Origin of the sequence: Pseudosulfitobacter sp. SM2401 (assembly GCF_042932805.1) — a bacterium.
GTDB lineage: Bacteria > Pseudomonadota > Alphaproteobacteria > Rhodobacterales > Rhodobacteraceae > Ascidiaceihabitans.
On sequence record NZ_CP170633.1, the window covers coordinates 3,868,736 to 3,892,035 of the forward strand.

Sequence of the window (23,300 nt, forward strand, 5' to 3'; positions counted from 1 at the left end):
GATGTCGCAAACCGATAATTCAAACCTCAAGGACCTATTCGCCTCGCGCCGATATTTCCGCAAGTTCGAGGCGATCTTGCTCCACATGGCGCGGGTCGCAGGCGTGATGGAGGTCGAGGGGCAGTTGCGCCGCGATGAAGTCAATATCCTGACGCGCTATGCCTCGGCGTTGAACTTTACCTTTCGGGCGCTGAGCTACAAATACCTGCTGGTCGGGCGCGACACGGGGCGATATTTTGGATCGCTGAATATCGACACACGCGAGAGCGGGTTTCCGGCCTCAGACGAAATTCTGAGCATGGCGAATGACGCGCAACAGGCTGAACGGCACCTCGCGCAGATGCCCTCTGAGGCCGATTTGAAATCGCAGATGGTTGGCGTGATTTTGGGCGAACGCAAAATCCCGACAAAGCTGCAATTCGCGCTGTCGCAACGGCTTTATTACGAGGAACTGCTGCGCGGTGATCTGTTCTGGGCGCGCAATGATCCCGAAGCAATTTGGCAAGGCAACGACGACCAGCGCCGTAAGTTCCTGATCCATTGGGCGGTCTATGATTCCCAGATCAACCTGCCGGTGATCTACATGATGGAGCTGGAGGACACCGGCAAAGTCGCCCTGCCCAAGGACCAACGCCGCTGGCCCGAAGTGCAAGCGCATCTGATGGCGCAGGGGCTGGCGGGGCTGAAACTGATGACGATTGCCAAAGGCTTTGACGAGGATTTTGACGACCTGCATCCCAAACGGCTGCGCCGCTTTCACGTCGGTCCAATGTACTCGGACGCGTTCACCAAACAGTCCGGTCCGATGGCTGATGTGCTGTCGCAAGCGCGCGCGCCTGCGGGGCAAGACTGGGCGCTGGTTTGGACCGAAGAAGAGCTGCAAAGCGAGCGTGTGATCGAGGAACGCCAAGGGTGGTTTTCAACGGTGGAGCGCGAAGTTTTTGCGCTGGATCCGTTCGCAGGACGGGGCGCTGAAACCGGCGCAACCCGCATGGAACGCAGCATTATTTTGCCGCAACGTCCGTACCAAGCGCTCGAAGAATTGGACCCACCGGGGTTCGCGTCTGTGCGCAAGTTTGTGGTCAGCCCGCAGGGGCGTGTGCTGCGGTATTGAGCGTGGAATTTGAGTATTTTTGATCAAGACAAAATGCAAGCGGGTCGTGTTTGAGTTGCGTGTTTAAGGGAGGCAGAAAATGAGCCAGACTTCGGATCAGATGGAGTTGCGCGAGAGCGACATTATCAAGCATTACGCGATGGCGCTGGCCATGTTGCAGGGGTTCGATCACGCGCCGCGTATTGGCAAAGCTGTGGACGAAAAGCAGGTCGAAAAATCTTCTGGAATTGGCACGCGGCGACGGTTTCGATCGACCACGCCGGGGTTGGTAGCGCGTCGTTCTGCCCCTGTGGGTTCGGTTCAGGTGATGGCCCGGATTGAAGGCGCGGATGAGGGGGATGCGTTGGTTTCCCCGTTGCAAGCGACCGTGATGAATGCGTTGCGTCGGGCGGTTTCTATCGCGATGGCTGTGGCCGAGAATTACGCAGAAGCGGCGGGTCTGGGTAATCTAAAGCGCGCGAATTTGGAGGGGTCTTTGGCGGAGGCGCGGCGGTCCGAGTTTTCAGAACTGTTAGCGGCCGAGGCGTTGATCACGTTGTATGTTTTTAGCAATGCCACGTCCTATTTGCTGTCTGCGCATCTGTCCGAAGTGACCGTTGAATTGGGCGACGTTGAAGAGGTTTTGACCGACAATGGCCAGACCGCGTTGCACGGCGCATTGTGGGAATTGGATCAGGACATCGCGGCCTTTGCCAGCGACGATCCGCGGCTGGTTGCGACTGTCGCAGGCTTTGCCGAGGCGTTGATGGAAAAGGTTGCCTTGCGCGCCCAAGCTGCCCCTCGGCTTGAGGCGTTCACAAACGCGACTTGGCGGGTCGAGGCGGATGATTTTGCCGTCGCCGGTTTTTCGCCCGCGTCCAAGGCCAAGTCGACCAAATTAACCATGTCGTTCAAGAAACCGAACGAAGTTGTCGGCAACCATATCGCCAAATACCAGGCGATGAAGCTGTCCAAAATGCTGATGGCCTACGACTTTGATCGCCGCCTAAACCCGTTCGCCGAACTGGGTGGTTTCATCTTTACCTTCATGGGGGATGGCAAGCCGGGGACGGGCAAAACCACGCTGATCCAGATGATGGCGGGGCTGGTGAATGACTACTGCACGACCGCCGGTTATCCGTTTCGCTATCAAAACCTGAGCACCGATAATATCGATAGCTATCAGGGCAAATCGGGGCAAAATGCCAAGGCGTTTATCAACAATGTGCTGGATCCATCGGTGATCGGCTTTGGCACGATTGACGACATCGACCAGCTTGCGGGCAAACGTGGTGATCGGCAATCTAGTGCTGGGCAACTGGAAATCACAGCTGTTTTGATGGAGAGTTTTGCGGGGGCCAATACAGTTGTACGTGGCAACTGCACGTTTGGAATGTTCTCGAACTACCCTGAAAACGTCGACGACGCATTGCGCCAACGGGCAGGGGCGCGGTTCCTCGTGGACGGGCCGCAGACGCGGGACGATTACATCGACATCCTGTATCTTTTGATGGGCAAAAACCACGACATCCCGACGGGCGCGCATGAGGTTTTCAGCGCGCAGGAGATTAAATCTGCCGTTGCCAAATCGTTTGAAAGCCACGCCCGCCCCCATGAGGCGGGCCTCGTGAAAGTGTTCGACCGTGTGTCGTCGGACATCGGCGAGCTGAACACGATTGCCAAGCTGGGCACGTACCTCAAGGGCATCCAAGAGGCAGACGAGAGGTTCACCGGCCGCGCGATCAAGAACATCACGGATGCGGTGAAAGTGCGGGCGATGGACTTTGAATTGCCGGACGAGTGGATGGAGGAACCCGACCTGTTCCTGTTCAAAGACTACGACACCAAGAAGGGCATGATTTCAGAACTGCGCCAGCCGATCACGGTGGACATGGTGGTGCAAGAAATCAACCGCTACGCGGATTCCGAGTTCCGTTATGCGGATAAGTCGGACGAGGTGGCTGTGGACGCGATGGTGCGGGATATGGGCCGTCAGGTCGAGGCGAAGAAGCGGTTTTTGGGAGAGAGTAAGTGAGTAGTATGACAGCTTGGACCAAGTCTGCGGACCCAGATCGGGTCAATCTATTCTATTTCACAAGCTCTGAGCATGCCCTTAGCAACTTGCGAAGTCGGAGAATTAAAGTGTCCAATTTTGACAAGTGCAATGATGTTTTTGAGCTGGCGTCCTTTTCAATGAAGTCGCGTTCGGTTCGACAACAACATCGAACTTGGTTATTGGAAATTGAAGGGAAATTCGGCTTAATTTGCCTGTCTCATAGTTGGCGGAAAGCACTTATGTGGGCGCATTATGGAAGCAGTGGGACAGGTGCCTGTCTTGTTTTCTCGGTTCCGAAAAAGGATTTCACAAAGGTCGAATACATTCCCGATCGGTTGTCTCATGAGGACGATTTCTATTTTCCACGACCATCTGATGGGCAAGATTTTTTTGACTTTTGTTCCAAAAAATTCTCAGCGTGGCGGTACGAAAGCGAAGCTCGCTTGTTTTGCAATCTTGAGAATAATGCCAACATTGTTGATGTGACTATCAATAAAGTAACGATGAAATTCCTTAACTTTACAGAAGACTTTAAACCTATCGGCGTAATCAACGGCCCAAAGCCTCAACATGGGAAGAGTGATTTCGAATCCGAAATTAGGGAGCAAAACCTAGAATTTTTCCAATGCCGTCCCGCATTTACCAAGTTTCATATGACTAGTCAGCGTGAAGAACGGTGCTGGAAATAGAATGAAACGCCTCATCCAACGCGGCCTTATGTTTGGCAACCTGTTCCACGTCTCTTCGCCCGCATTGGTCGAACGCTACAATCGTGCGCTCAAACATCTCACCGGAAAAACCACCCAACTCACCGATTTCCATATCGACATTTCCGGCTTTGCGCCCGAGGTCGGGGATGAACTGAACGATCCCGAATACCTGAACCACGCAGGGGTGAACCGCCAGTTTATCCTGCTGTCCACAGATCAAAAACGCGCGCCGTTGCTCAACGCCAAATTCTCGACCTCGCGCACGATCCTGCGCCATTTCATCGACGAAAACGAAGCGCAGTTGTTCGCCCTCACCGCCCGTGACGCTGTGGCAGGCGAGTTGGTGAATTCGGTCTACGACGTCTCGACCCCCGCCCGATTGTTTGACATTCGCGCGATCAAAATCGAGGCGGACACGACCACGGGCACCGTGCAATCGGCCAACGATCTGGCCACCAAAGTCGACACATTTCTGGAAAAAGAGGACGCGTGGTTCGACGACGTTTTGATCGCCGACATGATCAGCCTTGCCTCCAAAACCGGCGACACGCGGCGCAATCCTGTGCGCCTGAAATCCGAAACGTTTGAGCAATCCAACTTTTGGACCGCGCATTTCGGCGGGCTGTATTTGTTCCAAGGCATGGACCACCCCGCGGTGATCGCCTCGACCTCAAAGGACGGGCTAGAGGATCTGCCAGTCAAATACACCTTTGATCTGAGCGAGCGAAATCGCATCGCAAAGTTCCTTGAATTCAACGATCTGGTCGAACCCATCGTCAAGGCGCGGGGCACTGATGCCGCCGCGATCCTGTCCCAAAAGATGGAGTTCATTCTGATCGACACAATCGCCGATCAGGGCATCGATTTGACCGGTGCAACAGGGCGCGAAATGCGCCGCCTGACCCGCGAAAATGCGCATCTTTTGCCAGATAGTTATCACGCGCTGGCCAAGCTGGTGGCGTGGGCAAAACACGGGGGCACGTGGCCGAAAATCACCTCGGATCATCCGGCGTATTTCTACACTTTGCGCGCGGCAGATCACCCCGACGCCGACCTTGTGAACATGCTGCTGGCAGACCTGTGCCCCGCCGATATTCGCCAGCTGTTCATCTGCCACAAGGAACTGTTTTACCGGACCTACGCGCGCTGGCCGGACACCAAAAAAGACTACGTCGCCCGCTATCTCGAGGCGGAATACCAAAGCGACAAAGCAGGTGCGCGCGCCGCCCTTTTCGGGCATGCCCCAAATATGGTAGATGATGTTGCCCCGCCACCTCGTGATCTGATTGACCGGGTTGGACCTTGGGGCGCGGTAAGGAGAAAATAAATGTTTGCACTGGCCCGTTTGTTGTTCATGGGATTCATCGTTTTATCGGTGATCTACATCTGCCTGTCGCTATATTCGCGCTCAAAACGCCGCGCCAAACTGGGCGTGGAATGGGACGAAGAAGGGATGGAGGGCGACCGCGACGCCTTTGTCCAAGAGGGGCTTGACGACTACGACGGATCATTGCGCCGCAAGCTGATTTTAGGGGTGTATGTCGTGCCCTTCGTGCTTATGTGCGTGATCATCTACCTGACGAATTTTGCCTAAAGGGGCCTGAAATGCGCTACATTAAATGGGTCTTGATCATCACCTTTTGGGTTCTGGTGGCATCATTCTTTCACTACACACTGCCGCAAAAAGACATCGTGCGGATCACCGACACCTATGAAAAACGGATTGATTTCGGTGAAAATTCGATCTTTTGGGCGACGGCGGATGTTGGGTCTGACGGGACAACAGCGAACCGCGATGTGTTCTTTATCCAGTCGCGCCAGGCCAGCAATGACCGCGTCATGGTCTACCGCAACGAGGACACGGGCTGGGGTTGGCCGCCCTACCTGAAATTCGACACATCCAACCTGCAGGCCGAAGCGGCAGATGCCAAATCAACCGCCGCCGCGCCGCAATACGCAATCGTCAAACACTACGGCTGGCGCAACGAATTTTTGTCGATCTTTCCCAACGCGATTTCCGTCACACCCGTCGACGGGCCAAACGCGTCCAAGGGCATTCCGGTCTTGAACATCTTTATTCTGCTGCTGTTTGCGATGGTGGTGTATTTCATCTGGGTGCGGTGGCGCCGGTTCCGCATGGCGCGAATTGATCCCGCGCTCGAGGAAATGCAGGACAATTGGGATGCGGCGGGTGACGCTGTCAGTGAACGTGGCGGGCGTGTGCGGCGCTGGATCAATACGTGGCGGGCGAAATAGCGATCAGTCCGAGAACAAATACTCGGCCTGCGCAATTTCGCGCCCTTGCTCGACGCTGATCGACAGGAACCGCGACAGCGCTTTGGCATTGTCGTCAACATCGACGCTTTCGCGCATGCGGGCAAAATTCTCAAAGCCCGCGTCGCGGATACGGTCGCTTTCAAAAACCATGTCGTTGCGAATGGTCGGCAACAGCCGGTCTAGCGTTTCGGTCGAGGTTTGATCCCCCGCAAGGCCCACGCGCATCGCGTGCCCGATCAGGTAATCCTCTGAGAAATTGCAATCGATTTCCAGCATCCGCGTGACCGAACGATCTTCGGCAAAATCCTTGAGCAATTCGATGTTGCCCGGATCCATGCAGACGATCAGCTGGTCGGTTTCGTAATAATCAAACAGCATCCGCATCAGCGCACGCCGGTGCCGCGTGCGTTTGCCCAGCGTTTTCTGGATGCCGCCAAGATCGGGCAGCGGTGTGTCTTCTTCGTTGAACAGGTATTCGATGGCGGGCACGTTGGTGACTTGGCGAATGCGTTCCAGCACCCGTTTGGCGACGTGCCATTTCTTGCAAATCACGATCATCAATTCGCGTTCACGGCCCAGCGTGCTTTCTGTTTCCCAGAACCGCGTGGCAAAACGGCGCCCGATCCGGCCACGCCCGGTCAGGAATTTGAACAGCCCTGCGCCCTCGTTCGAGATTTGGAACGGCACGCCTTCGGCCGCATACAGCAACCCCAGCCTTCGTTTCAGATCTTTGGCCTCGGCACTGATCTTGCGGGCGAACAGGAAATCTTGGGACAGCAACAGATCGTAGTGATCGTCGTAAAACGTGACCGGCATCCCGTAGTCGGTGAACAGCAAAAACGTCAGCGTGCGCGACCGGATTTCGCTTTCCGGCACCACGTGGCGCACGATGGTTTGAAAGAACGTCTCGTCCGGGATCCAGGTCGTGCGAAAGAATCGCATCACGTCTTTGCGTTTGCGGGTAAAGTCGAGAACCCATTCGACCGTGCGACGGCGCAGACACCACCATTGGCTGCCGATCTGAACCTGAATGTCCGCGGGCACGTCGCGGGTGATCCCGAACTTGCGTTGGAAATTGAAGGACCAATAGAACAGCCGTTTTTGGGTGCGCTCGTTGAACCAATGGCGATAGATCAGACGTTCTTCTTTGAACCCCGTTTTGATCCAGTCGCTGTCAAAATAATCAAAGCTTTCGACAAAATCGACGTCATTGTCGTCGAGAAACTGGTGGGTGTATTCCGCCGATTTGACGGCCATGCAATCACCCGAAAGCATGTAAAAGTGGGTCGCGCGTGGAAATGCATCAACAGCGGATTCGACCGCGTACAGCGTGGCTTGGACCAACGACCATTCGCCCCAACCGCATTTGATGCGTCGGTGGGCGTAGGTGACGTTTTCGTTATCCTTGAGCGCATCTTTGATTCTGGCGAAATGTTCTGGATTCGCGCGGGCATCAAAGTGAATCGACATGTAGTCGCCAGCCGCAGTCAGCCGTTGCGCCTGCTTGATAACGGCGTCCGGATCCTTGTGACACAGCAATATGTAGGCGATTTTTGCCATATTGGAAACGAACTGCCCCTTTGCGTAAGATTGTTTACGTTGTTAAAGGTGAAGAGTGATTGAATAAACAGGATTTATTTGCTTTTTTGCGCCAAGACCAAACTGTTGCCGATAAAACAGTGCCAAAAAGCATCAAAGCGCGCGAACGTAGAGGACGAGTAGTATGGGTTTTCCCGGAACGTGGATGACGGAAAGTGAAAGCATGGTGTACCGCGTGGTGCCCAAATGCGCGTGTTCGACCATTGGTCAGATCATGCATTTTTCCGATCACGGCGAATTTTTCGACGGCGACATTCATGACGCCCAAGGCGGGCTGCACAAGTGGGCGCTTGAGAACAGCCAGGGGCCGATCACGCAGAATGTGCAGAATCACGAATCGTATTCGTTTACCTGCGTGCGCAATCCCTACACGCGGATTCTGTCGTCGTTCTTTGATAAAATTTGCGGAATTCAGCGCAACGGCAAGCGCTATCGCGGTAATCTTGTGCCGTTGTTGGTTCAAAAATACGGGATCGAAGTGGGCGGTGATGACGGCAAGCAGGAATTTGACCAGATCAAATCCTTTCGCCGGTTCCTGCTGTTTGCCCGTGACACCATTCGCTGGCGCCGTCCGATGGATCCGGACATTCACTGGTCTGCGATGTCGGGCCACGTCAGCACGTTCATCGTGAACGGCGGGCAGTACGACAAAATCATCTGGACGGAAAAGTTCAACGAAGGCATGGCCGACGTGCTGGGTGCGATCGAATCACCGCATGCGGTTGATCTGGAAACGATCCCGCGGTTCAACGAATCCGAAGGGCATGGCCCAAAGCGCGCGCATCCCGTCGAGGATTATTTCGACGATATGTCGATGCATCTGGTCTACGAGATTTTCAAACGCGATTTTGACGTGTTCAAATATGATTTTGAAAACCCGGCCAACAAGTTGCCGATTGGTGAGATTGACCTACACGAAGTGCACAAAAAGCTTGGTGACTGAACTTTTGTTGTGATGCGGATGGGGGCGTTGCCCCCGTCGCTGTGCGACTCCCCCAGAGTATTTTGGATCAGAACAAGCGGCGAAGTGTGCTGTTAGTTTGCGGCGATTACGCCGGCGACGCGTTGGCCGATTTTGCGGCTGGCCTTGACTGACGGATGGATGCGATCAGCGGCGTGGTAGGATTTATCACCGCTTTTCACCATGTCTTTGACGGGCACAAACCACACGCCTTTGTCACGCTTGGCCATCAGGGCGAGGCGGCGTTCCAGTTCATCGCCGTCATCGCGGCAGCTTTCGATGGGCGAGCCGAAGCCGGGTGAGCGCAAGTAACCCACGTAGATCACACGCGATTTTCCGCTGCGCACTTTGGCCACCAGTCTTGGAATTTCACCGCGTTTGCCGTCTTTTGAAATCAGCTTGTCCATTTTGCGCCGGCAATCAGAGCACCCGCAGCCGAGCCACAAATCGTTGCCGCCGCCGTTCATCAAAACCCATTCCCATTGGCCGGGCCGGTATTGTTTTGAAATGTTGAACCCGAGGCTGCCGGACAGGGGCAGTTTGTAGATGATGCGGGCCCCTGACACGGACCGGTTTTCGACCGGCCGTTTGAGTGCCTTGCCGACGATGTCAGGGATCGATTGGCCAGAGCTGCGATAAAACGCAAAGAACGAATCGCCCATCGCCATGATGCGCGCCTTTTCTTGGGCTGTGGCGGTGCTGGAAATTAGACAAATAGCTAAAATTTGCAGTAGAAATCGGATTTGGCGCATGTCGTCCTCAACTCATTACGTCGTCAATATTCGTCACACGATAACGACAAACTATGATCAAAACATGACCAATCCCGTTGATACCTTGCGCCTTTGCCAGACAAACCCTACATCCCAAAGTCATGTCACAGAACACCAAATCAGACCCAAACTACAAAGTGATCGCCGAAAACCGGCGCGCGCGCTTTGATTATGCCATCAGCGATGACATCGAATGCGGTATCATCCTTGAGGGGTCCGAGGTGAAATCCATGCGCGTCGGCGGCACCAACATCGCCGAAAGCTATGCGGCGGTCGAGGATGGTGAATTGTGGTTGGTGAACAGCTACATCGCGCCCTACAGAGGCGCGCGCACGTTCAAACACGTCGAGCGCCGTCGCCGCAAACTGTTGGTCAGCCGCAAGCAAATGTCTGATCTGTGGACCGCGACGCAGCGCAAAGGCATGACGCTGGTGCCGATCGTGATGTACTTTAACCACCGTGGTCTGGCCAAGATCAAGCTGGGCATCGCCAAGGGCAAACAGAACCACGACAAGCGCGCCAACGAGGCGAAACGCGACTGGTCCCGCCAGAAATCCCGTCTGATGAAAGACAACGGTTAACCCTAGGTTACGGGTCCGTTTGCCGCATTATTCCCCTTATTTGGAAATCGAGTCTCTCTTAGGTTGTCAACGCAGCATCGGGTGGGGGCACTGGGCTGCACAATAAAAAGACCTCCAACAGGGAATACGAATATGGAACTTATTATTGGTCTTTTGTCCGGTGCTGTCGGTGGCAACGCTGCGGGTAAACTGCTGGGTAGCTTGAACCAAGGCACCCTGATCAACTCGATCGCGGGTATTGTTGGTGGTGGTCTTGGTGGCACGATCCTGAGTGCGATTGGCGCGCCTGATCTGGCCGGTGCCGCTGGTGGGGCCGGTGGGCTCGATTTCGGCGCGATCATTGGCCAAGTTGTCGGTGGCGGCGTTGGTGGCGGCGGTTTGCTGGCTCTGGTCGGTGTTGCCCGCAACATGATGTCCAAGTAACGATTTTTGGAATGGGTGCCGCCTCTGGTGCCCATTCCGTTTTAGTGGCCAAGTGTTTGGCCAAACGGTGCGGGAAACTTATGACCTTGCACCTTGCCTCGACCCCTTCATACCGTTAGCAAAAGGGCGTATTTCCACGCCGACGGAGGGACCGAGATGGCTGACACTGTTCTAGGCGACGATCCACGCACACTTGTATCGACGGACTGGCTTGCCCAGCACCTCAAGGACCCCGATTTGCGGCTGCTTGATGCTTCGCTGTTTTTGCCGGGCATCGATCGCAATGGCCGCGCCGAATATGATGCGGCCCACATTCCGGGTGCGCGGTTCTTTGACATTGATGACGTCAGCGACGGGCGATCTGATTTGCCGCACATGGTGCCTCCGGTCGAGAAATTCATGTCGCGGATGCGTGCGATGGGCGTTGGGGACGGGCATCAGATTGTTGTCTACGACAGCGCCGGACTGTTTTCGGCAGCCCGCGTTTGGTGGCTGTTCCGCCTGATGGGTCAGATGAACATTGCGGTGCTGGACGGTGGTTTCCCTAAATGGCAGGCCGAGGGCCGCGAAATCGAAGACATGCCCCCCGTCATTCGTGATCGCCACATGACCGTGCGGTTCCAGAACCATCTGGTGCGCGACGTCACGCAGGTGTCCTCTGCGTCCAAGCTGGGGACCAGCCAGATCGTTGATGCCCGTGCCGCCGCCCGTTTCCGCGGCGAGGCCCCTGAACCACGTAAAGGCCTGCGGTCCGGTCACATCCCCGGTGCGCGCAGCGTGCCCTACACCGAGCTGCTGAACGCCGACGCCACCATGAAATCGCCCGATCAAACCCGCGCCATTTTCAAGGCTGCTGGCGTCGATCTGAAAAAACCAATCATCACCACCTGCGGGTCCGGTGTGACTGCTGCCATTCTTGCGCTTGCGCTGGAACGGATGGGTCACGACAGCTGGTCTTTGTACGATGGATCCTGGACCGAATGGGGCATGTTCCCCACCGTTCCTGTCGCAACCGGAGACGCCTAAAATGTTCGAAACGCTACAGTCACAACCCGCTGACAAAATTCTCGCGCTGATGGCGCAATACCGCGAAGACCCACGTGAAAATAAGATCGACCTCGGCGTCGGTGTCTACAAAGACGCAACGGGCCTGACCCCGGTGATGCGGGCGATCAAAACGGCCGAGCACAAGTTGTGGGAAGAGCAAGACAGCAAATCCTACGTCGGTCTGGTCGGCGATCCGGCGTTCGGCGATGCGATGGTGAAACTGGTTCTGGGCGACGCTGTGCCGCGCGAAACTGTGGCGGCTGCGGCGACCCCCGGTGGCACGGGCGCGATCCGCCAAGCGTTCGAGTTAATCCAGATGGCGCGGCCAGACGCGCGCGTGTTTCTGTCGAACCCGACATGGCCAAACCACCCGTCGATCCTGAAATATCTCGGGATGGAGATTGTCGAATACCGTTACTTTGATGACGAAACCCGTGGCGTTGATTTCGACGGTTTGATCGAAGATCTGAAGACCGCCAAAAAGGGCGACGTGGTGCTGCTGCACGGCTGCTGTCACAACCCGACGGGCGCGAATTTGAACGCAGCGCAATGGCAAGACGTGATTGCCGTGTTGCTGGAAACTGGTGCGACCCCGATGGTCGACATCGCCTACCAAGGGTTTGGTGACGGGCTAGAGGTTGACGCCGCCGCCACCCGCGCCGTTGTGTCTTCGGTGCCGGAATGCATTATCGCGGCCAGCTGTTCCAAGAACTTTGGCATTTACCGCGAGCGCACGGGCATGTTGATGGTCATGTCGACCGACACGTCCGCCAAAGGGTTGAACCAGCAGACGCTGGCGTTCCTCAACCGTCAGAACTTTAGCTTTCCGCCCGATCACGGCGCACGTCTGGTCACGATGATCCTGAACGATGACGTGATGCGCGCCGACTGGATGTCTGAGCTGGAGGAAATCCGCACCAACATGCTGGGTCTGCGCAAGTCGCTGGCAGCTGAATTGCAACGTCTGTCCGGCTCTGACCGGTTCGGGTTTCTGGCCGAACACCGCGGCATGTTTTCACGCCTCGGCACCACGCCCGAGATGGTCGAAAAACTGCGCGTCGACGCGGGCATCTACATGGTCGGTGACAGCCGCATGAACATCGCCGGTCTGAACGCCCAGACTGTGCCGATTCTGGCCAAAGCCATCATCGACGCGGGCATCTGACGTCTGATTTGAGTATTTAAGATCAGGACAGGCCTAAGCAGGTTTGTTCTGAGATTTCTTGCCAGCTGTGACGGGACGCGCGCGCTGTTTGCCGCCGGCTCCGTTTAGCTCTTGGTACCAGGTTGGTTTGTCGATCTGCTTGGTCGCCGGGCGTTTCGCCTTTGGCTTTTTGGATTTAGGCATTGGGTATCCTTTCCAGAATTTAGCCTGCTGTAGAAGGTTTGCGTCTGGATTGGAACCGGCAGTTCAAAATGAGGTCGGCGAAGTGAGGCAATAAAGTTCGGCTGTTTTGCCGAATTGGCCGTGTTGTCGGGGCGTGGTTTTGAAAACTGCACAGAATTGTCCCTAAACTGTGCAGTTGTGCTGAAACGCCCCGAATTTCGCCTGATCTTGATCAGCAGAACTGTGCAGAAATGGCTGGAATCTGTGCAGAACTCTGCCCGCTGCATTCGCATTTCGATGGTTTTGGTCTTCGTTAATCCGTCGAACGCTGCGTTAGACATGGCAAAACCCGGGCGCATGACACGCCCGGGCAGGTATTTCTCTGATCGTCTTTAAGGGGGGAGAATCCTTAGCCGTTTGAGAATTCAGGATAGGCTTCCATGCCCATTTCGGATTTGTCGAGACCAGTGATTTCTTCTTCTTCACCGACGCGAATGCCGACTGTCATTTTCAGGATCATCCAGACAACACCCGAGGCCACGATGGTAAAGAGACCGACCACCAAGATGGAATAAAGCTGGGTGCCGAGCGACGCATCAGGGTTGGTAAAGACCACCGCGATGGTGCCCCAGATGCCTGCAAAAAGGTGCACAGGGATCGCGCCAACCACGTCGTCGATTTTCAGCTTGTCGAGGAAGGGAACCGCAAAGACCACGATCACGCCACCGACGCCACCGATCAAGGTTGCCACACCCAAGGACGGTGTCAGCGGTTCGGCCGTGATGGACACGAGGCCCGCCAATGCACCGTTCAAGATCATCGTCAGGTCAGGCTTTTTATACAGCAGTTGCGTCAGGATCAGAGCGACCAAAGCGCCACCTGCTGCGGCTGCGTTTGTGTTGGAAAAGATGCGCGATACGTCGGCCACATCGCCCACGGTGCCCATCGCCAATTGCGAGCCGCCGTTAAATCCGAACCAGCCCATCCACAGGATAAATGTACCCAGAGTGGCCAGTGTCAGGTTCGAGCCGGGCATTGGAATGGTGCGTCCGTCTTTGTATTTGCCGATGCGTGGTCCGAGGATCAGCGCGCCTACCAAGGCCGCCCAACCACCGACTGAGTGCACAACAGTCGAGCCTGCGAAATCGAGGAAACCCATGGTGTCCAAGAAGCCGCCGCCCCATTTCCAAGAGGCTTGGATCGGGTAGATGATTGACGTCAGAACCACTGTAAATGCCAGGAAAGGCCATAGTTTTATGCGTTCAGCCAAGGCACCTGACACGATCGATGCGGTCGCCGCACAGAACATCAACTGAAAGAAAAAGTCGGAACCGGTAGAGGCGTAACCGTAATCGTCAGCGTCTGCTGCGGTGACGCCAACGGCCTCAAGAACGCCGGGGCCAAAGACGCCGGACAGGACGCCTTCAACCGACCACGTGCCCAACGGGTACATCAGGTTGTAGCCGATCAGGTAGTAGAAAATCGTCGCCAGTGAAAACAGCGCCATGTTCTTGGTCAGCTGCATTGTCACGTTCTTGCCGCGCACAAGGCCGGCCTCGAGCATGGCAAAACCAGCGGCCATAAAGAACACCAAAAAGCCGCCCACAAGGAACAGCAACGAGTTCAGAATAAAGACCGTATCGGTCGCGGCATTCACGCCAGCGACGGGGCCGTCTTGGGCCAATCCGAGCGTCGGCAGCGCGGCAATCGCTGCGGCACCAACAAGAGGTTTGAGTAGTTTCATGTATCCGTTTCCCTATTGAGCGGCGCTTATAATGCGTCGTCGTTGATTTCGCCGGTACGCACACGCACGGCCTGTTGAACGTCGAGGACAAACACTTTGCCGTCGCCAATTTTGCCGGTGTGCGCCGCTTTTGTGATGGTCTGGACGATCTCGTCCGCAGTGCTGGCGGGCACGACCAATTCCAGCTTGATTTTGGGTACAAAGTTCACCGCGTATTCCGCGCCGCGGTAGATTTCCGTGTGCCCTGATTGTGATCCGAAGCCTTTGATTTCGGTCACCATCATGCCGCGTACGCCTGCCGTGGTGAGGGCTTCGCGCACCTCTTCCAGCTTGAACGGTTTGATTGTTGCAATGATCAGTTTCACTACATTTTCCCCTATGATTGCCGCCGCGATGTTGCGCAACTTGTGCCTGTTAAAAGGGCAAATCTGCGTGACGGCGTGAACCGTTGGCGGTGGTTTTTGAGGGTGAAATTTAGGGCATGTGCATAAAATTTGCGCAAAATGCTGCAACTGCACAAAAGTTAGGCGAAATTCTCATGAGGAATGCGAAATGAACGGCCTGTCATTTCGCCCCAGCCACGTTAGTATGGGGCAACAACTATGAAAAACAGAGCCGGGCAGGCCATTTATGAGTGATTCCTCCAAGCGCAGGCGGCCTTTGGTCGCTGATAAACGCTATTCATCTGCGAAACCTAAACCGGCCGCACGCAAAAAGACGCCGACCAAAAAGCGGCTTACGCCAAAAAAACCGGCACGCGGCGGGATTTTGGGCTTTTTCTTGCGGGTCATCCGTTGGGTGTTTCGCCTGATCTGGAAGATCACGTGGCGCAGTGGTGTTGTCGCGATGCTGGCGCTGGCGTTGGCCGTCGGATACGTGTTCGTCACGTTGCCAGCCCTGGACAAATTGCTAGACGGGCGCGCGCGTGGGTCGGTCATTCTAGAGGATCGCTACGGCGATACTTTTGCGTGGCGCGGCGATCAATTTGGTGGGGCTGTGCGGGCAGATACCGTGTCGCGGCATTTGAAAAATGCAGTTGTCGCAACCGAGGACAAACGGTTCTACCGCCACTTTGGTCTTAGCCCGCGTGGCATCGCGAGTGCCGTGCGCATCAACCTTGGCGAAGGGCGCGGACCGCTGAGTGGTCACGGTGGGTCGACCATCACGCAACAGACCGCCAAGCTGCTGTGCCTTGGTGTCGAATACGATCCTGCCGACTGGAAAAACGAGGCGGAATACGTTCGTGATTGCCGCCGTGGGTCGCTCAGCCGTAAGGCAAAAGAGGCAGTGTATGCGCTGGCGATGGAGGCCAAATACTCCAAGGATGACATCCTTTCGATCTACCTGAACCGCGCCTACATGGGCGGTGGGGCGTATGGGGCCGAGGCCGCGTCGCAGCGCTATTTCGGCAAATCTTCGTTGATTCTGAACGTCTCAGAGGGCGCGATGCTGGCAGGTTTGCTGACCGCTCCGTCGACGCTGGCCCCGACCCAGAACCTTGAGCGATCCCAGAACCGTGCCGCGACCGTCGTGCGTCTGATGCGCGAACAAGGCTACGTGACCAAAACCGAAGAAGCAGCAGCCCGGGCCAAGCCAGCCGTTCTGTCGCAAGCCGCCCAAAAACAGGCGGGTGGCTATTTTGCGGATTGGGTCATGGCATCCGGTCCGGAATTTTTCACCCGCAACACGACAGAAGACGTGATCATCAGCACGACGCTGGATCAACGCCTGCAAAAAGCGGCCGAAGACGGGCTGCAATGGATTTTCGACAACAAGGTCCGCGAAGGGTCCAAAGCGCAAGCGGCGATCGTCGTGATGAGCGCGGATGGCGCGGTGCGGGCCATGGTTGGCGGGCGCGAAACCAAAGTGGTTGGTGCGTTTAATCGCGCGACCCAAGCGCTGCGTCAAACCGGATCGGCGTTCAAACCGTTTGTCTATGCGGCGGCCTTGGATTTGGGCTATTCCCCGCTTGATACTTTGGTGGACGAGCCAACCTGTTGGGACACACCGGGGTCGGGCAATTGGTGCCCCAAGAACTACACCAAACGGTTTTCCGGGCAGGTGACGCTGGCGGCGGCATTAAAGGATTCACTGAACATTCCAGCGGTCAAAGTCTCCGAAAGCGTGGGGCGTGATCTGGTGCGTCGTGTGGCCTCCGACTTTGGCATCAAAAGCGATCTGGCTGTGGGCCCTGCGCTGGCATTGGGCGTGTCGGAAAGCACGTTGATCGAAATGACCGGAGCTTATGCGGGTATCTTGAACGGGGGGTCTGCGGTTGCACCTTTCGGATTGGTTGAGCTGCGCCTGCAGGGGGATGAAGAACCGCTGATGGGCACCGGCGGCGGTATTCAGGAACGGGTGATCCAGGAAAGCTCGGCGGCGCAGTTGGTCTGGATGATGGAAAAGGTTGTCAGCGAAGGCAGCGGGCGGCGTGCGCAGTTCGGTGATCGCGAGATTGCTGGCAAAACCGGCACGACCCAAGGCGCGAAAGACGCGTGGTTCATCGGCTTTACGGGCGACTACGTGACCGGCGTCTGGATGGGCTACGATGACAACACCAAGTTACAGGGTGTGACGGGCGGCGGACTGCCCACAGACATCTGGCGCGAAGTGATGAAACGCGTGCACGAAGGTGTGCCGCAAAAACCATTGCCGATGAGCGCGCCGATTGGTGCACGTGATCCTGCATTGGATCAAGGCACGCCAAAGCCGCGGACCAACGAAGGCATTATCGAAAATCTATTGCGGGAATTGCTGGGTGGTGGATCAGGCGGCAACGGCCCCTCACCAAGTGGCGGGGACCGTTGATAGTGTCTTAGGACGCTGATTTTAGGGCTTTGATCATCTTGTCGATGTCGCCGCCATTGCGGTCGATCAATGCGCCGACTTCGGTGCGTTCGGTCAGCAGCAGATTGATGCCTTCGATGTACATGTTGAAAAACAGATCTTTGCCAGAACGGTCAGACACATGAAAAGTCACGTCAAACGGTGACTGGCCTTGCAGCCTGGCCAATGTCTTTACTTCGTACCATTGCTTGACCTTTTTGACGCTTTTGACCTCTAGCTGGCCACCGATGAATTCACGGAAACGGCTGCCGTATTTGCGCGCAATGTAGCCTTGGAACGCTTTGGAAAACGAGGACTTCTGCTTTGAGGACGCGCGGCGCCCGTCGTTGCCCATGGCATAGGCCGAAATGTAGGAGGTGTCGGAGTAGCGCGCAAAGATCCGCTCGAATTCGCGGTACATTGATGGCTCTGATTTGCCGGATGCGATGACTTTGTTGATGTCAGCCACCAACGTGTCGATGAGGGTTTTAGCCCGTCCTTCGTTCAGGGCGGATGCCGCGCCTGACATGAACGGAAGCACGCCAAAGCTGGCGATTGCTGCACTGATAAAAGAACGACGTTTCATAATTTAGAACCCTTGTGTGTCCAGTTCGAATGGATCGATTTCGCTGTTTGAAGAGTCATCACCCAATTCAAACCGGCGGTTTTGCAGATAGATCAGACGCGCCTGAGCGTAGCTGTCAGCACTTTCATATAGGATCGAATCGATCGTTTCGGAATAGCGCCCCCGATCACTTAGGCGGGATGCCACGCTGGCACCGGTGCCATAGTATTTTTCAGGGCTGTCGACCGCATAACTAAGGGGGTTGGTGAACAGATCGACGATCTTACCCGTCGTGTCGCGTTGTGTGGATGGGCCGAGCACTGGCAGTTCCACGTATGGCCCTTCGCCGACACCCCAAGTGTACAGTGTTTCGCCAAAGTCGGTAGAATGTTCGGGCATGTCGAATTCCGTCGCCGCATCAACAAAACCGCCCAAGCCCAAAACAGTGTTTGTCAGGAAACGGGATGTGGCGATGCCTGCGCCCTTAACGTCGCCCTGCAACAAGGAATTTACGACCACACTAGGCTGGCCGAGGTTTTCGGCAAAATTGCCGACAGAATCTTCGATTTCGTCGGGCAAAACCTTGGAATAGCTACGCGCAGTGGGGCGAACGATCGCCTTGTCCAAGCCGCGATTAAAGGCGTGAACCTTGCGGTTTTGCGCCTCGTACGGATCATAAATGCCATCTGGCGATCCCTCTGGCACTGCACATGCAGCAACAAACGCAACGGCGCTAAGAGGGGTTAGTCGACCAAGTATGCGAAAAGCTTCAGTAAAATAGTTCAACAGACGTCTCCGAGCGAGCGATTTAACGCCTAAGTAATACTTTACGTTGTAATGCCCATAGCCTTGGCATGTTTTTGCATCCATGTGGCACTTGCGTGACACGGGTCACGTAGGCACATTGCCATCAATTGTGCTAAGGTGCACGTATCACAGGCGAAAAGGTGCCGATGCAACATAAAATTATAGCTCAGGGGCTGACGGAATTGCGCAGCGCCCGCGCTCAAAGCCGTAGCCTGTATTGGACCGTGGGTCTGTTTAGTATGTTTGCGAACCTGCTGATGCTGACCGGACCGATGTATATGCTGCAGGTGTATGACCGCGTTTTAGGCAGTAAATCCGAAGAAACGCTGTTCGCGCTGTCACTGTTGGTAGTGTTTTTATACGGTATCATGGGGATTTTGGAATTCACCCGCAGCCGCATTATGGCGCGGGTTGGTGCGCGGTTTCAGGCCACGCTAGATCGCCGTGTGTTTGATGCTGTTGTCCGGAAATCTGCGATTGCGCCTGATCTGCAAACCCAATCGGGGCTGGGCGATCTGGAATCTGTACAGCGTTTGCTGACCTCGCCGGTGTTGATGGCGTTTTTCGATTTGCCGTGGACGCCGATTTTTTTGGCCGGCATTTTTGTGTTTCATCCGATGCTCGGCTTCATGGCCTTGGGCGGCGCGGTGCTGTTGATCCTGATCGCGCTTGCCAACCAATTGCTGTCAAAGCGCCCACAACTTGAGGCAGGCGTTGCCGGTCAACGGGCCGGTGGTTTGTCCGAGCAAATCCGCGTCGAGGCCGAAATGGTCCAAGCGATGGGAATGCGGGATGCTGCCTTTAGCCGCTGGCAGATTTTGCGCAACAAAGCCCTTGAGGGACAAATCAAAGCAACCGACGTGTCTGGTGGTTTCTCGTCGCTGACCAAAACGCTGCGGTTGTTTCTGCAATCGGCAATGCTGGGCATGGGCGCATATCTGGTGTTGCAGGATCAAATGACTCCGGGTGCGATGATCGCAGGGTCGATCCTGTTGGGTCGCGCGCTTGCGCCTGTCGAGATGATGTTGAACCAATGGCCGGTTGTGCAGCGCGCCTCTAAGGGGTGGAACACGATGGCCGAACTGCTGGGCACCGTGGCACCAGAAGCCCCGCGCACGCCGTTGCCTGTGCCCAAAGCGCATCTTGTCGCCAAAGGGTTAACCGTGGTGCCGCCGGGCCAGAAAACCGCTGCTTTGCGTGGTTTGAATTTCGATCTGAAACCGGGTCACGCCTTGGGTGTGATCGGTGCATCGGGGGCTGGCAAATCGACACTGGCGCGTGCGGTTACTGGCGTTTGGCGCCCTGCGGGGGGATCCTTGCGTTTGGACGCCGCAGCGCTTGAGCATTACGAACCCGCGATACTAGGCCAACACGTCGGCTATTTGCCCCAGCGTGTGCAGCTGTTTGACGGGACGATTTCTGAAAATATCGCGCGTCTTGTGGCGCAACCGGATGCGGAAAAGGTTGTCAAAGCGGCCAAGGCTGCGGCGGCACATGAGATGATCCTCGAGCTGCCAGACGGCTATGACACCCGCGTGAATGCCGCACAGCACCGCCTGTCCGGCGGGCAAATGCAGCGGATCGGACTGGCCCGCGCAATGTACGGCGATCCGGTGATTGTTGTTCTGGACGAGCCGAATTCGAACCTTGATAACCTCGGCAGCGAGGCGTTGAACATGGCGATCCGTAACATCAAAGCCCGTGGAGGCGCGGTGATGATTATGGCGCATCGCCCTGCAGCAATTCAGGAATGTGACATGCTGCTGGTGATCGACAACGGCCAAGCCACAGCCTTTGGTCCCAAGGACGAAGTTTTGAAATCCAAGGTTCAAAACCACCAACAAATTCAAAAAGCACCCGCCGGTGCAGGAGGGGTGACATGAGCACGCCTGAAGACAGCAAAACATGGTCGGCAAAGTTTCCGACAACCTTGGGTTTTTTTGCGCTTGTTGGATTGTTCGGCGGGTTCATGGCATGGGCCACGTTTAGCCAGATTGCTGGCGCGATCATTGCGCCCGGCCGTCTTGAGGTCGACCAGAACCGCCAAATTGTGCAGCATCAAATCGGTGGCACAGTTGCCGAGATTTCCGTGAGCGAAGGCGATGCGGTGAAGGCAGGGGATGTGCTGTTGCGGTTGGACGATAAGATCCTGACCTCGCAGCTGGTGATCATGGAAAGTCAGTTGTTTGAACTGCAAGCGCGCCGTGCCCGACTAGAAGCCGAACGTGACGGCGATGTTGTTATGGAATTCGAAGACGGTTTGTTGGCGGCTGCGGCCACCAACCCTGACATTCAGGAACTGGTCGATGGCCAGAGCAATCTGTTCTTTGCCCGCCGCGATTCGGTGTCACGCGAAACCCAGCAACTTAGCAAACGTCGCAGTCAGATCGGCAACCAAATCGATGGTATCGCGGCGCAGGAAACGTCGCTTTCGCGTCAGTTGGACTTGATCAAAGAAGAACTGCAAAGCCAACAAACACTTTTGGATCGTGGGCTGGCCCAAGCAGGCACCGTGCTTGCGTTACAGCGCCAAGAGGCAAGTTTGGCAGGCCAAATAGGGGAGCTTGCTGCCTCTAAGGCTGAGTCCGAAGGGCGCGTTACCGAGATCGACATCGAAGTGCTGAAACTGGGCACCGCACGCCGCGAAGAGGCGATTACGAGCCTTCGGGATTTGCGCTATCGGGAATTGGAACTGGTCGAACAACGCGCGGCAACCAAGGTCGAAATCGACCAGTTGGACATCCGCGCGCCCGTCGCCGGCATTGTCTACGACATGAGCGTGCAGACACCCCGTTCGGTCATTCGGGCCGCGGATCCCGTACTGTATTTGATCCCGCAGGACCGCCCGTTGCTGATCGTTGTGCGCGTCGAACCTATTCACATCGACCAGATCGTGATCGGCCAGCAGGTGAACCTACGCTTTTCGGCGCTTGATCAACGCACCACGCCCGAATTGATCGGGCAGGTCACCCTGATTTCGGCCGACTCGTTCGAAGACGAGGCACGTGGCCTCACGTATTACCGCGCCGAAATTGCGTTGAACGCAGGCGAAGTATCCAAGCTGAACGAAGGCGATGTTTTGATCCCCGGCATGCCGGTCGAGGCATTTGTGCGCACGGCGGATCGATCACCGCTTGCGTACCTGATCAAACCTGTGGCTGACTATTTTAACCGCGCCTTCCGCGAATCCTAAATCCAGACGAACAAGGACATTCCTTTATGAACATTGCATCCCGACTAACCGAACTGGGCGTCACACTGCCCGACGCCAGCGCACCTGCGGGCAACTACGTGCCCTACGTGATCGTCGATGACATGGTCTACATTTCGGGTCAAATTTCGGTTGGACCCACAGGTCCGATCGTCGGAAAACTGGGCGCAGATGTTGACGTCGAAGGGGGCGCTAAAGCCGCCAAAGCCTGTGCGCTGAGCCTGATCGCGCAATTGAAAGCCGCCTGTGACGGCGACTTGGACCGCGTCGTCAAGGTCGTGAAACTGGGCGGATTTGTGAATTCGACCCCCGAATTTGACCAACAGCCTGCGGTGATCAATGGCGCGTCCGATTTCATGGTCGCGGTCTTTGGTGATGCGGGTCGACATGCCCGCGCTGCGGTGTCAGCGGCGTCCTTGCCCTTTGGCGTTGCGGTCGAGATCGAAGGCACGTTCCAAATCAAATGACCGCCCCTGTGACTGGCCCTACGACCGGCCCTACGATTGGCCAAAAAACGGCCCAAACGATCCCGTATCTGCCGGCAGATTTTCTGCGGCTTCCGCTTGCGCATCGTGCTTTGCATGATGTGTCAGACGGGCGTCCGGAAAACAGTCGTGCGGCGATCCGTGCCGCAATTGCAGCAGGGTACGGGATCGAGATCGATTTGCAGCTTAGTTCCGACAACCGCGCGATGGTGTTTCACGACTACGCGTTGGACCGGCTGACCGGCGACAAAGGGCCTGTCCGTTTGCGATCTGCGCAAAATCTGGCTGCGATCCCGTTGACGGGCAGCGACGAAGGCATTCCCGATCTGGCCGAGGTTCTGGAAATCGTGGCGGGGCAAGTGCCGTTGCTGATCGAACTCAAGGATCAAGACGGCGCGATGGGCACCAACATCGGTGCGCTAGAACATGCCACGGCGGACATTTTGTGCGGCTACGGCGGGCCTGTTGGGTTGATGTCATTCAACCCCAATTCCGTTGGGATGATGGCCGATCTGATGCCCGAGGTGCCGCGTGGAATTGTGACCAGCGCCTATGACCCTGATGACTGGCCGCTGTCAAAAGTTGTGTGCGATCACCTGCGCGCCATTCCGGATTTCGAACGTACCCGCTCTAGCTTTGTCAGTCACGAGGTCGATGACGTCACGCGCCCCCGTGTGCTTGAGCTAAAGGAAAACGGCGCGGATATCCTGTGTTGGACGGTGCGTTCGGCTGCGCAAGAAACACAAGCACGCGAAGTTGTGCAGAATATCACCTTTGAGGGATATTTGGCGGCACTTCGCAGTTGAACCTGCCTC

24 protein-coding genes are annotated in these 23,300 nt (G+C 56.1%); 17 read left to right on the forward strand and 7 right to left on the reverse strand.

Going from position 1 to position 23,300, the window contains the following annotated elements; translation table 11 throughout:
• Position 1 precedes the first annotated feature (1 nt).
• The 6 genes from ACFIO0_RS18990 (at position 2) to ACFIO0_RS19015 (ending at position 6,115) form a co-directional block, all read left to right on the forward strand.
• Positions 2-1,114 (forward strand): hypothetical protein, encoded by a 1,113-nt coding sequence (locus ACFIO0_RS18990; RefSeq protein WP_390911965.1) that lies wholly within the window; start codon positions 2-4, stop codon positions 1,112-1,114.
• Between the two features lie 79 nt (positions 1,115-1,193).
• Positions 1,194-3,128 (forward strand): AAA family ATPase, encoded by a 1,935-nt coding sequence (locus ACFIO0_RS18995; protein ID WP_390911966.1) that lies wholly within the window; start codon positions 1,194-1,196, stop codon positions 3,126-3,128.
• 107 nt (positions 3,129-3,235) lie between these two features.
• The gene (locus tag ACFIO0_RS19000; RefSeq protein ID WP_390911967.1) at positions 3,236-3,838 is read left to right on the forward strand and encodes a DUF2971 domain-containing protein; all 603 of its coding nucleotides are present in this window, start codon (positions 3,236-3,238) and stop codon (positions 3,836-3,838) included.
• A 1-nt stretch (position 3,839) separates the two neighbouring features.
• Entirely contained in the window at positions 3,840-5,186 is a 1,347-nt protein-coding gene (locus tag ACFIO0_RS19005) for a DUF6638 family protein (protein ID WP_390911968.1), read from the forward strand.
• Positions 5,187-5,453 carry a hypothetical protein gene (locus tag ACFIO0_RS19010; protein WP_390911969.1) on the forward strand — a complete coding sequence of 89 codons (267 nt, stop codon included), beginning with the start codon at positions 5,187-5,189 and terminating at the stop codon, positions 5,451-5,453. It begins immediately after the preceding gene.
• A gap of 11 nt (positions 5,454-5,464) precedes the next feature.
• Positions 5,465-6,115 carry a DUF1523 family protein gene (locus ACFIO0_RS19015; protein ID WP_390911970.1) on the forward strand — a complete coding sequence of 217 codons (651 nt, stop codon included), beginning with the start codon at positions 5,465-5,467 and terminating at the stop codon, positions 6,113-6,115.
• Between the two features lie 3 nt (positions 6,116-6,118).
• Here ACFIO0_RS19015 and ACFIO0_RS19020 read toward each other — a convergent pair whose 3' ends face one another.
• A complete protein-coding gene (locus tag ACFIO0_RS19020; protein WP_390911971.1) occupies positions 6,119-7,696 on the reverse strand; it encodes a DUF5928 domain-containing protein in 1,578 nt (525 codons plus the stop codon).
• 163 nt (positions 7,697-7,859) lie between these two features.
• Between ACFIO0_RS19020 and ACFIO0_RS19025 the strand changes: the two genes are divergently transcribed.
• Complete coding sequence (locus tag ACFIO0_RS19025) at positions 7,860-8,678, forward strand: sulfotransferase family 2 domain-containing protein (protein WP_390911972.1); 819 nt, start codon at positions 7,860-7,862, stop codon at positions 8,676-8,678.
• Between the two features lie 92 nt (positions 8,679-8,770).
• Here the strand turns inward: ACFIO0_RS19025 and ACFIO0_RS19030 are convergent, their stop codons facing one another.
• Positions 8,771-9,364: a GDSL-type esterase/lipase family protein gene (locus ACFIO0_RS19030; RefSeq protein ID WP_390911973.1), complete on the reverse strand. Its 594-nt coding sequence runs from the start codon at positions 9,362-9,364 to the stop codon at positions 8,771-8,773.
• Between the two features lie 206 nt (positions 9,365-9,570).
• Here ACFIO0_RS19030 and smpB point away from each other — a divergent pair, with 206 nt between their 5' ends.
• The 4 genes from smpB to ACFIO0_RS19050 all read left to right on the forward strand — a co-directional run bounded on the left by smpB (position 9,571) and on the right by ACFIO0_RS19050 (position 12,685).
• Positions 9,571-10,050: an SsrA-binding protein SmpB gene (gene smpB, locus ACFIO0_RS19035; RefSeq protein ID WP_390911974.1), complete on the forward strand. Its 480-nt coding sequence runs from the start codon at positions 9,571-9,573 to the stop codon at positions 10,048-10,050.
• A 132-nt stretch (positions 10,051-10,182) separates the two neighbouring features.
• Positions 10,183-10,473, forward strand: a complete 291-nt coding sequence (locus ACFIO0_RS19040) for a hypothetical protein (RefSeq protein WP_390911975.1) — start codon at positions 10,183-10,185, stop codon at positions 10,471-10,473.
• A 156-nt stretch (positions 10,474-10,629) separates the two neighbouring features.
• Positions 10,630-11,499, forward strand: coding sequence for a 3-mercaptopyruvate sulfurtransferase (gene sseA, locus ACFIO0_RS19045; RefSeq protein WP_390911976.1), 870 nt, complete (start codon positions 10,630-10,632; stop codon positions 11,497-11,499).
• Between the two features lies 1 nt (position 11,500).
• On the forward strand, positions 11,501-12,685 hold the full coding sequence (locus ACFIO0_RS19050) for an aromatic amino acid transaminase (protein ID WP_390911977.1): 1,185 nt from the start codon (positions 11,501-11,503) through the stop codon (positions 12,683-12,685).
• Positions 12,686-12,718: 33 nt separating this feature from the next.
• Here the strand turns inward: ACFIO0_RS19050 and ACFIO0_RS19055 are convergent, their stop codons facing one another.
• The gene (locus tag ACFIO0_RS19055; protein WP_390911978.1) at positions 12,719-12,868 is read right to left on the reverse strand and encodes a hypothetical protein; all 150 of its coding nucleotides are present in this window, start codon (positions 12,866-12,868) and stop codon (positions 12,719-12,721) included.
• A 156-nt stretch (positions 12,869-13,024) separates the two neighbouring features.
• On the opposite strand from ACFIO0_RS19055, the gene ACFIO0_RS19060 reads away from it, so the two are divergent.
• Entirely contained in the window at positions 13,025-13,243 is a 219-nt protein-coding gene (locus ACFIO0_RS19060) for a hypothetical protein (RefSeq protein WP_390911979.1), read from the forward strand.
• A gap of 13 nt (positions 13,244-13,256) precedes the next feature.
• On the opposite strand, the gene amt is transcribed toward ACFIO0_RS19060, so the two are convergent.
• Positions 13,257-14,591 carry an ammonium transporter gene (amt, locus tag ACFIO0_RS19065; RefSeq protein WP_390911980.1) on the reverse strand — a complete coding sequence of 445 codons (1,335 nt, stop codon included), beginning with the start codon at positions 14,589-14,591 and terminating at the stop codon, positions 13,257-13,259.
• A gap of 26 nt (positions 14,592-14,617) precedes the next feature.
• The gene (locus tag ACFIO0_RS19070) at positions 14,618-14,956 is read right to left on the reverse strand and encodes a P-II family nitrogen regulator (protein ID WP_390911981.1); all 339 of its coding nucleotides are present in this window, start codon (positions 14,954-14,956) and stop codon (positions 14,618-14,620) included.
• A 265-nt stretch (positions 14,957-15,221) separates the two neighbouring features.
• Between ACFIO0_RS19070 and ACFIO0_RS19075 the strand changes: the two genes are divergently transcribed.
• Positions 15,222-17,399, forward strand: coding sequence for a PBP1A family penicillin-binding protein (locus ACFIO0_RS19075; protein WP_390911982.1), 2,178 nt, complete (start codon positions 15,222-15,224; stop codon positions 17,397-17,399).
• A gap of 7 nt (positions 17,400-17,406) precedes the next feature.
• On the opposite strand, the gene ACFIO0_RS19080 is transcribed toward ACFIO0_RS19075, so the two are convergent.
• Together ACFIO0_RS19080 and ACFIO0_RS19085 are read right to left on the reverse strand one after the other, a co-directional pair.
• Positions 17,407-18,003 (reverse strand): ABC transporter substrate-binding protein, encoded by a 597-nt coding sequence (locus ACFIO0_RS19080; protein WP_390911983.1) that lies wholly within the window; start codon positions 18,001-18,003, stop codon positions 17,407-17,409.
• A gap of 3 nt (positions 18,004-18,006) precedes the next feature.
• Positions 18,007-18,768: an MlaA family lipoprotein gene (locus ACFIO0_RS19085; RefSeq protein ID WP_390911984.1), complete on the reverse strand. Its 762-nt coding sequence runs from the start codon at positions 18,766-18,768 to the stop codon at positions 18,007-18,009.
• A gap of 167 nt (positions 18,769-18,935) precedes the next feature.
• On the opposite strand from ACFIO0_RS19085, the gene ACFIO0_RS19090 reads away from it, so the two are divergent.
• From ACFIO0_RS19090 to ACFIO0_RS19105, 4 genes are read left to right on the forward strand one after another with little or no spacing between them, the layout of a single operon-like run.
• Positions 18,936-20,672 (forward strand): type I secretion system permease/ATPase, encoded by a 1,737-nt coding sequence (locus ACFIO0_RS19090; RefSeq protein WP_390911985.1) that lies wholly within the window; start codon positions 18,936-18,938, stop codon positions 20,670-20,672.
• Positions 20,669-21,982: an HlyD family type I secretion periplasmic adaptor subunit gene (locus ACFIO0_RS19095; protein WP_390911986.1), complete on the forward strand. Its 1,314-nt coding sequence runs from the start codon at positions 20,669-20,671 to the stop codon at positions 21,980-21,982. The genes ACFIO0_RS19090 and ACFIO0_RS19095 overlap by 4 nt, the downstream gene beginning before the upstream one ends.
• A gap of 26 nt (positions 21,983-22,008) precedes the next feature.
• Complete coding sequence (locus tag ACFIO0_RS19100) at positions 22,009-22,467, forward strand: Atu1372/SO_1960 family protein (RefSeq protein WP_390911987.1); 459 nt, start codon at positions 22,009-22,011, stop codon at positions 22,465-22,467.
• Positions 22,464-23,291, forward strand: a complete 828-nt coding sequence (locus ACFIO0_RS19105; RefSeq protein ID WP_390911988.1) for a glycerophosphodiester phosphodiesterase family protein — start codon at positions 22,464-22,466, stop codon at positions 23,289-23,291. Before ACFIO0_RS19100 ends, ACFIO0_RS19105 begins: the two co-directional genes overlap by 4 nt.
• Positions 23,292-23,300: the final 9 nt, after the last annotated feature.

Excerpts from the sequence above, each read along its gene's own strand:
- ACFIO0_RS19010 (WP_390911969.1), top strand. The coding sequence starts at position 5,187 with ATGTTTGCACTGGCCCGTTTGTTGTTCATGGGATTCATCGTTTTATCG.
- ACFIO0_RS19015 (WP_390911970.1), top strand. The coding sequence starts at position 5,465 with ATGCGCTACATTAAATGGGTCTTGATCATCACCTTTTGGGTTCTGGTG.
- ACFIO0_RS19030 (WP_390911973.1), bottom strand. The coding sequence starts at position 9,364 with ATGGCGATGGGCGATTCGTTCTTTGCGTTTTATCGCAGCTCTGGCCAA.
- ACFIO0_RS19020 (WP_390911971.1), bottom strand. The coding sequence starts at position 7,696 with ATGGCAAAAATCGCCTACATATTGCTGTGTCACAAGGATCCGGACGCC.
- smpB (WP_390911974.1), top strand. The coding sequence starts at position 9,571 with ATGTCACAGAACACCAAATCAGACCCAAACTACAAAGTGATCGCCGAA.
- ACFIO0_RS19095 (WP_390911986.1), top strand. The coding sequence starts at position 20,669 with ATGAGCACGCCTGAAGACAGCAAAACATGGTCGGCAAAGTTTCCGACA.
- ACFIO0_RS19055 (WP_390911978.1), bottom strand. The coding sequence starts at position 12,868 with ATGCCTAAATCCAAAAAGCCAAAGGCGAAACGCCCGGCGACCAAGCAG.
- ACFIO0_RS19005 (WP_390911968.1), top strand. The coding sequence starts at position 3,840 with ATGAAACGCCTCATCCAACGCGGCCTTATGTTTGGCAACCTGTTCCAC.
- sseA (WP_390911976.1), top strand. The coding sequence starts at position 10,630 with ATGGCTGACACTGTTCTAGGCGACGATCCACGCACACTTGTATCGACG.
- ACFIO0_RS19075 (WP_390911982.1), top strand. The coding sequence starts at position 15,222 with ATGAGTGATTCCTCCAAGCGCAGGCGGCCTTTGGTCGCTGATAAACGC.
- ACFIO0_RS19100 (WP_390911987.1), top strand. The coding sequence starts at position 22,009 with ATGAACATTGCATCCCGACTAACCGAACTGGGCGTCACACTGCCCGAC.
- ACFIO0_RS18995 (WP_390911966.1), top strand. The coding sequence starts at position 1,194 with ATGAGCCAGACTTCGGATCAGATGGAGTTGCGCGAGAGCGACATTATC.
- ACFIO0_RS19050 (WP_390911977.1), top strand. The coding sequence starts at position 11,501 with ATGTTCGAAACGCTACAGTCACAACCCGCTGACAAAATTCTCGCGCTG.
- ACFIO0_RS18990 (WP_390911965.1), top strand. The coding sequence starts at position 2 with ATGTCGCAAACCGATAATTCAAACCTCAAGGACCTATTCGCCTCGCGC.
- amt (WP_390911980.1), bottom strand. The coding sequence starts at position 14,591 with ATGAAACTACTCAAACCTCTTGTTGGTGCCGCAGCGATTGCCGCGCTG.
- ACFIO0_RS19105 (WP_390911988.1), top strand. The coding sequence starts at position 22,464 with ATGACCGCCCCTGTGACTGGCCCTACGACCGGCCCTACGATTGGCCAA.
- ACFIO0_RS19080 (WP_390911983.1), bottom strand. The coding sequence starts at position 18,003 with ATGAAACGTCGTTCTTTTATCAGTGCAGCAATCGCCAGCTTTGGCGTG.
- ACFIO0_RS19090 (WP_390911985.1), top strand. The coding sequence starts at position 18,936 with ATGCAACATAAAATTATAGCTCAGGGGCTGACGGAATTGCGCAGCGCC.
- ACFIO0_RS19025 (WP_390911972.1), top strand. The coding sequence starts at position 7,860 with ATGGGTTTTCCCGGAACGTGGATGACGGAAAGTGAAAGCATGGTGTAC.
- ACFIO0_RS19040 (WP_390911975.1), top strand. The coding sequence starts at position 10,183 with ATGGAACTTATTATTGGTCTTTTGTCCGGTGCTGTCGGTGGCAACGCT.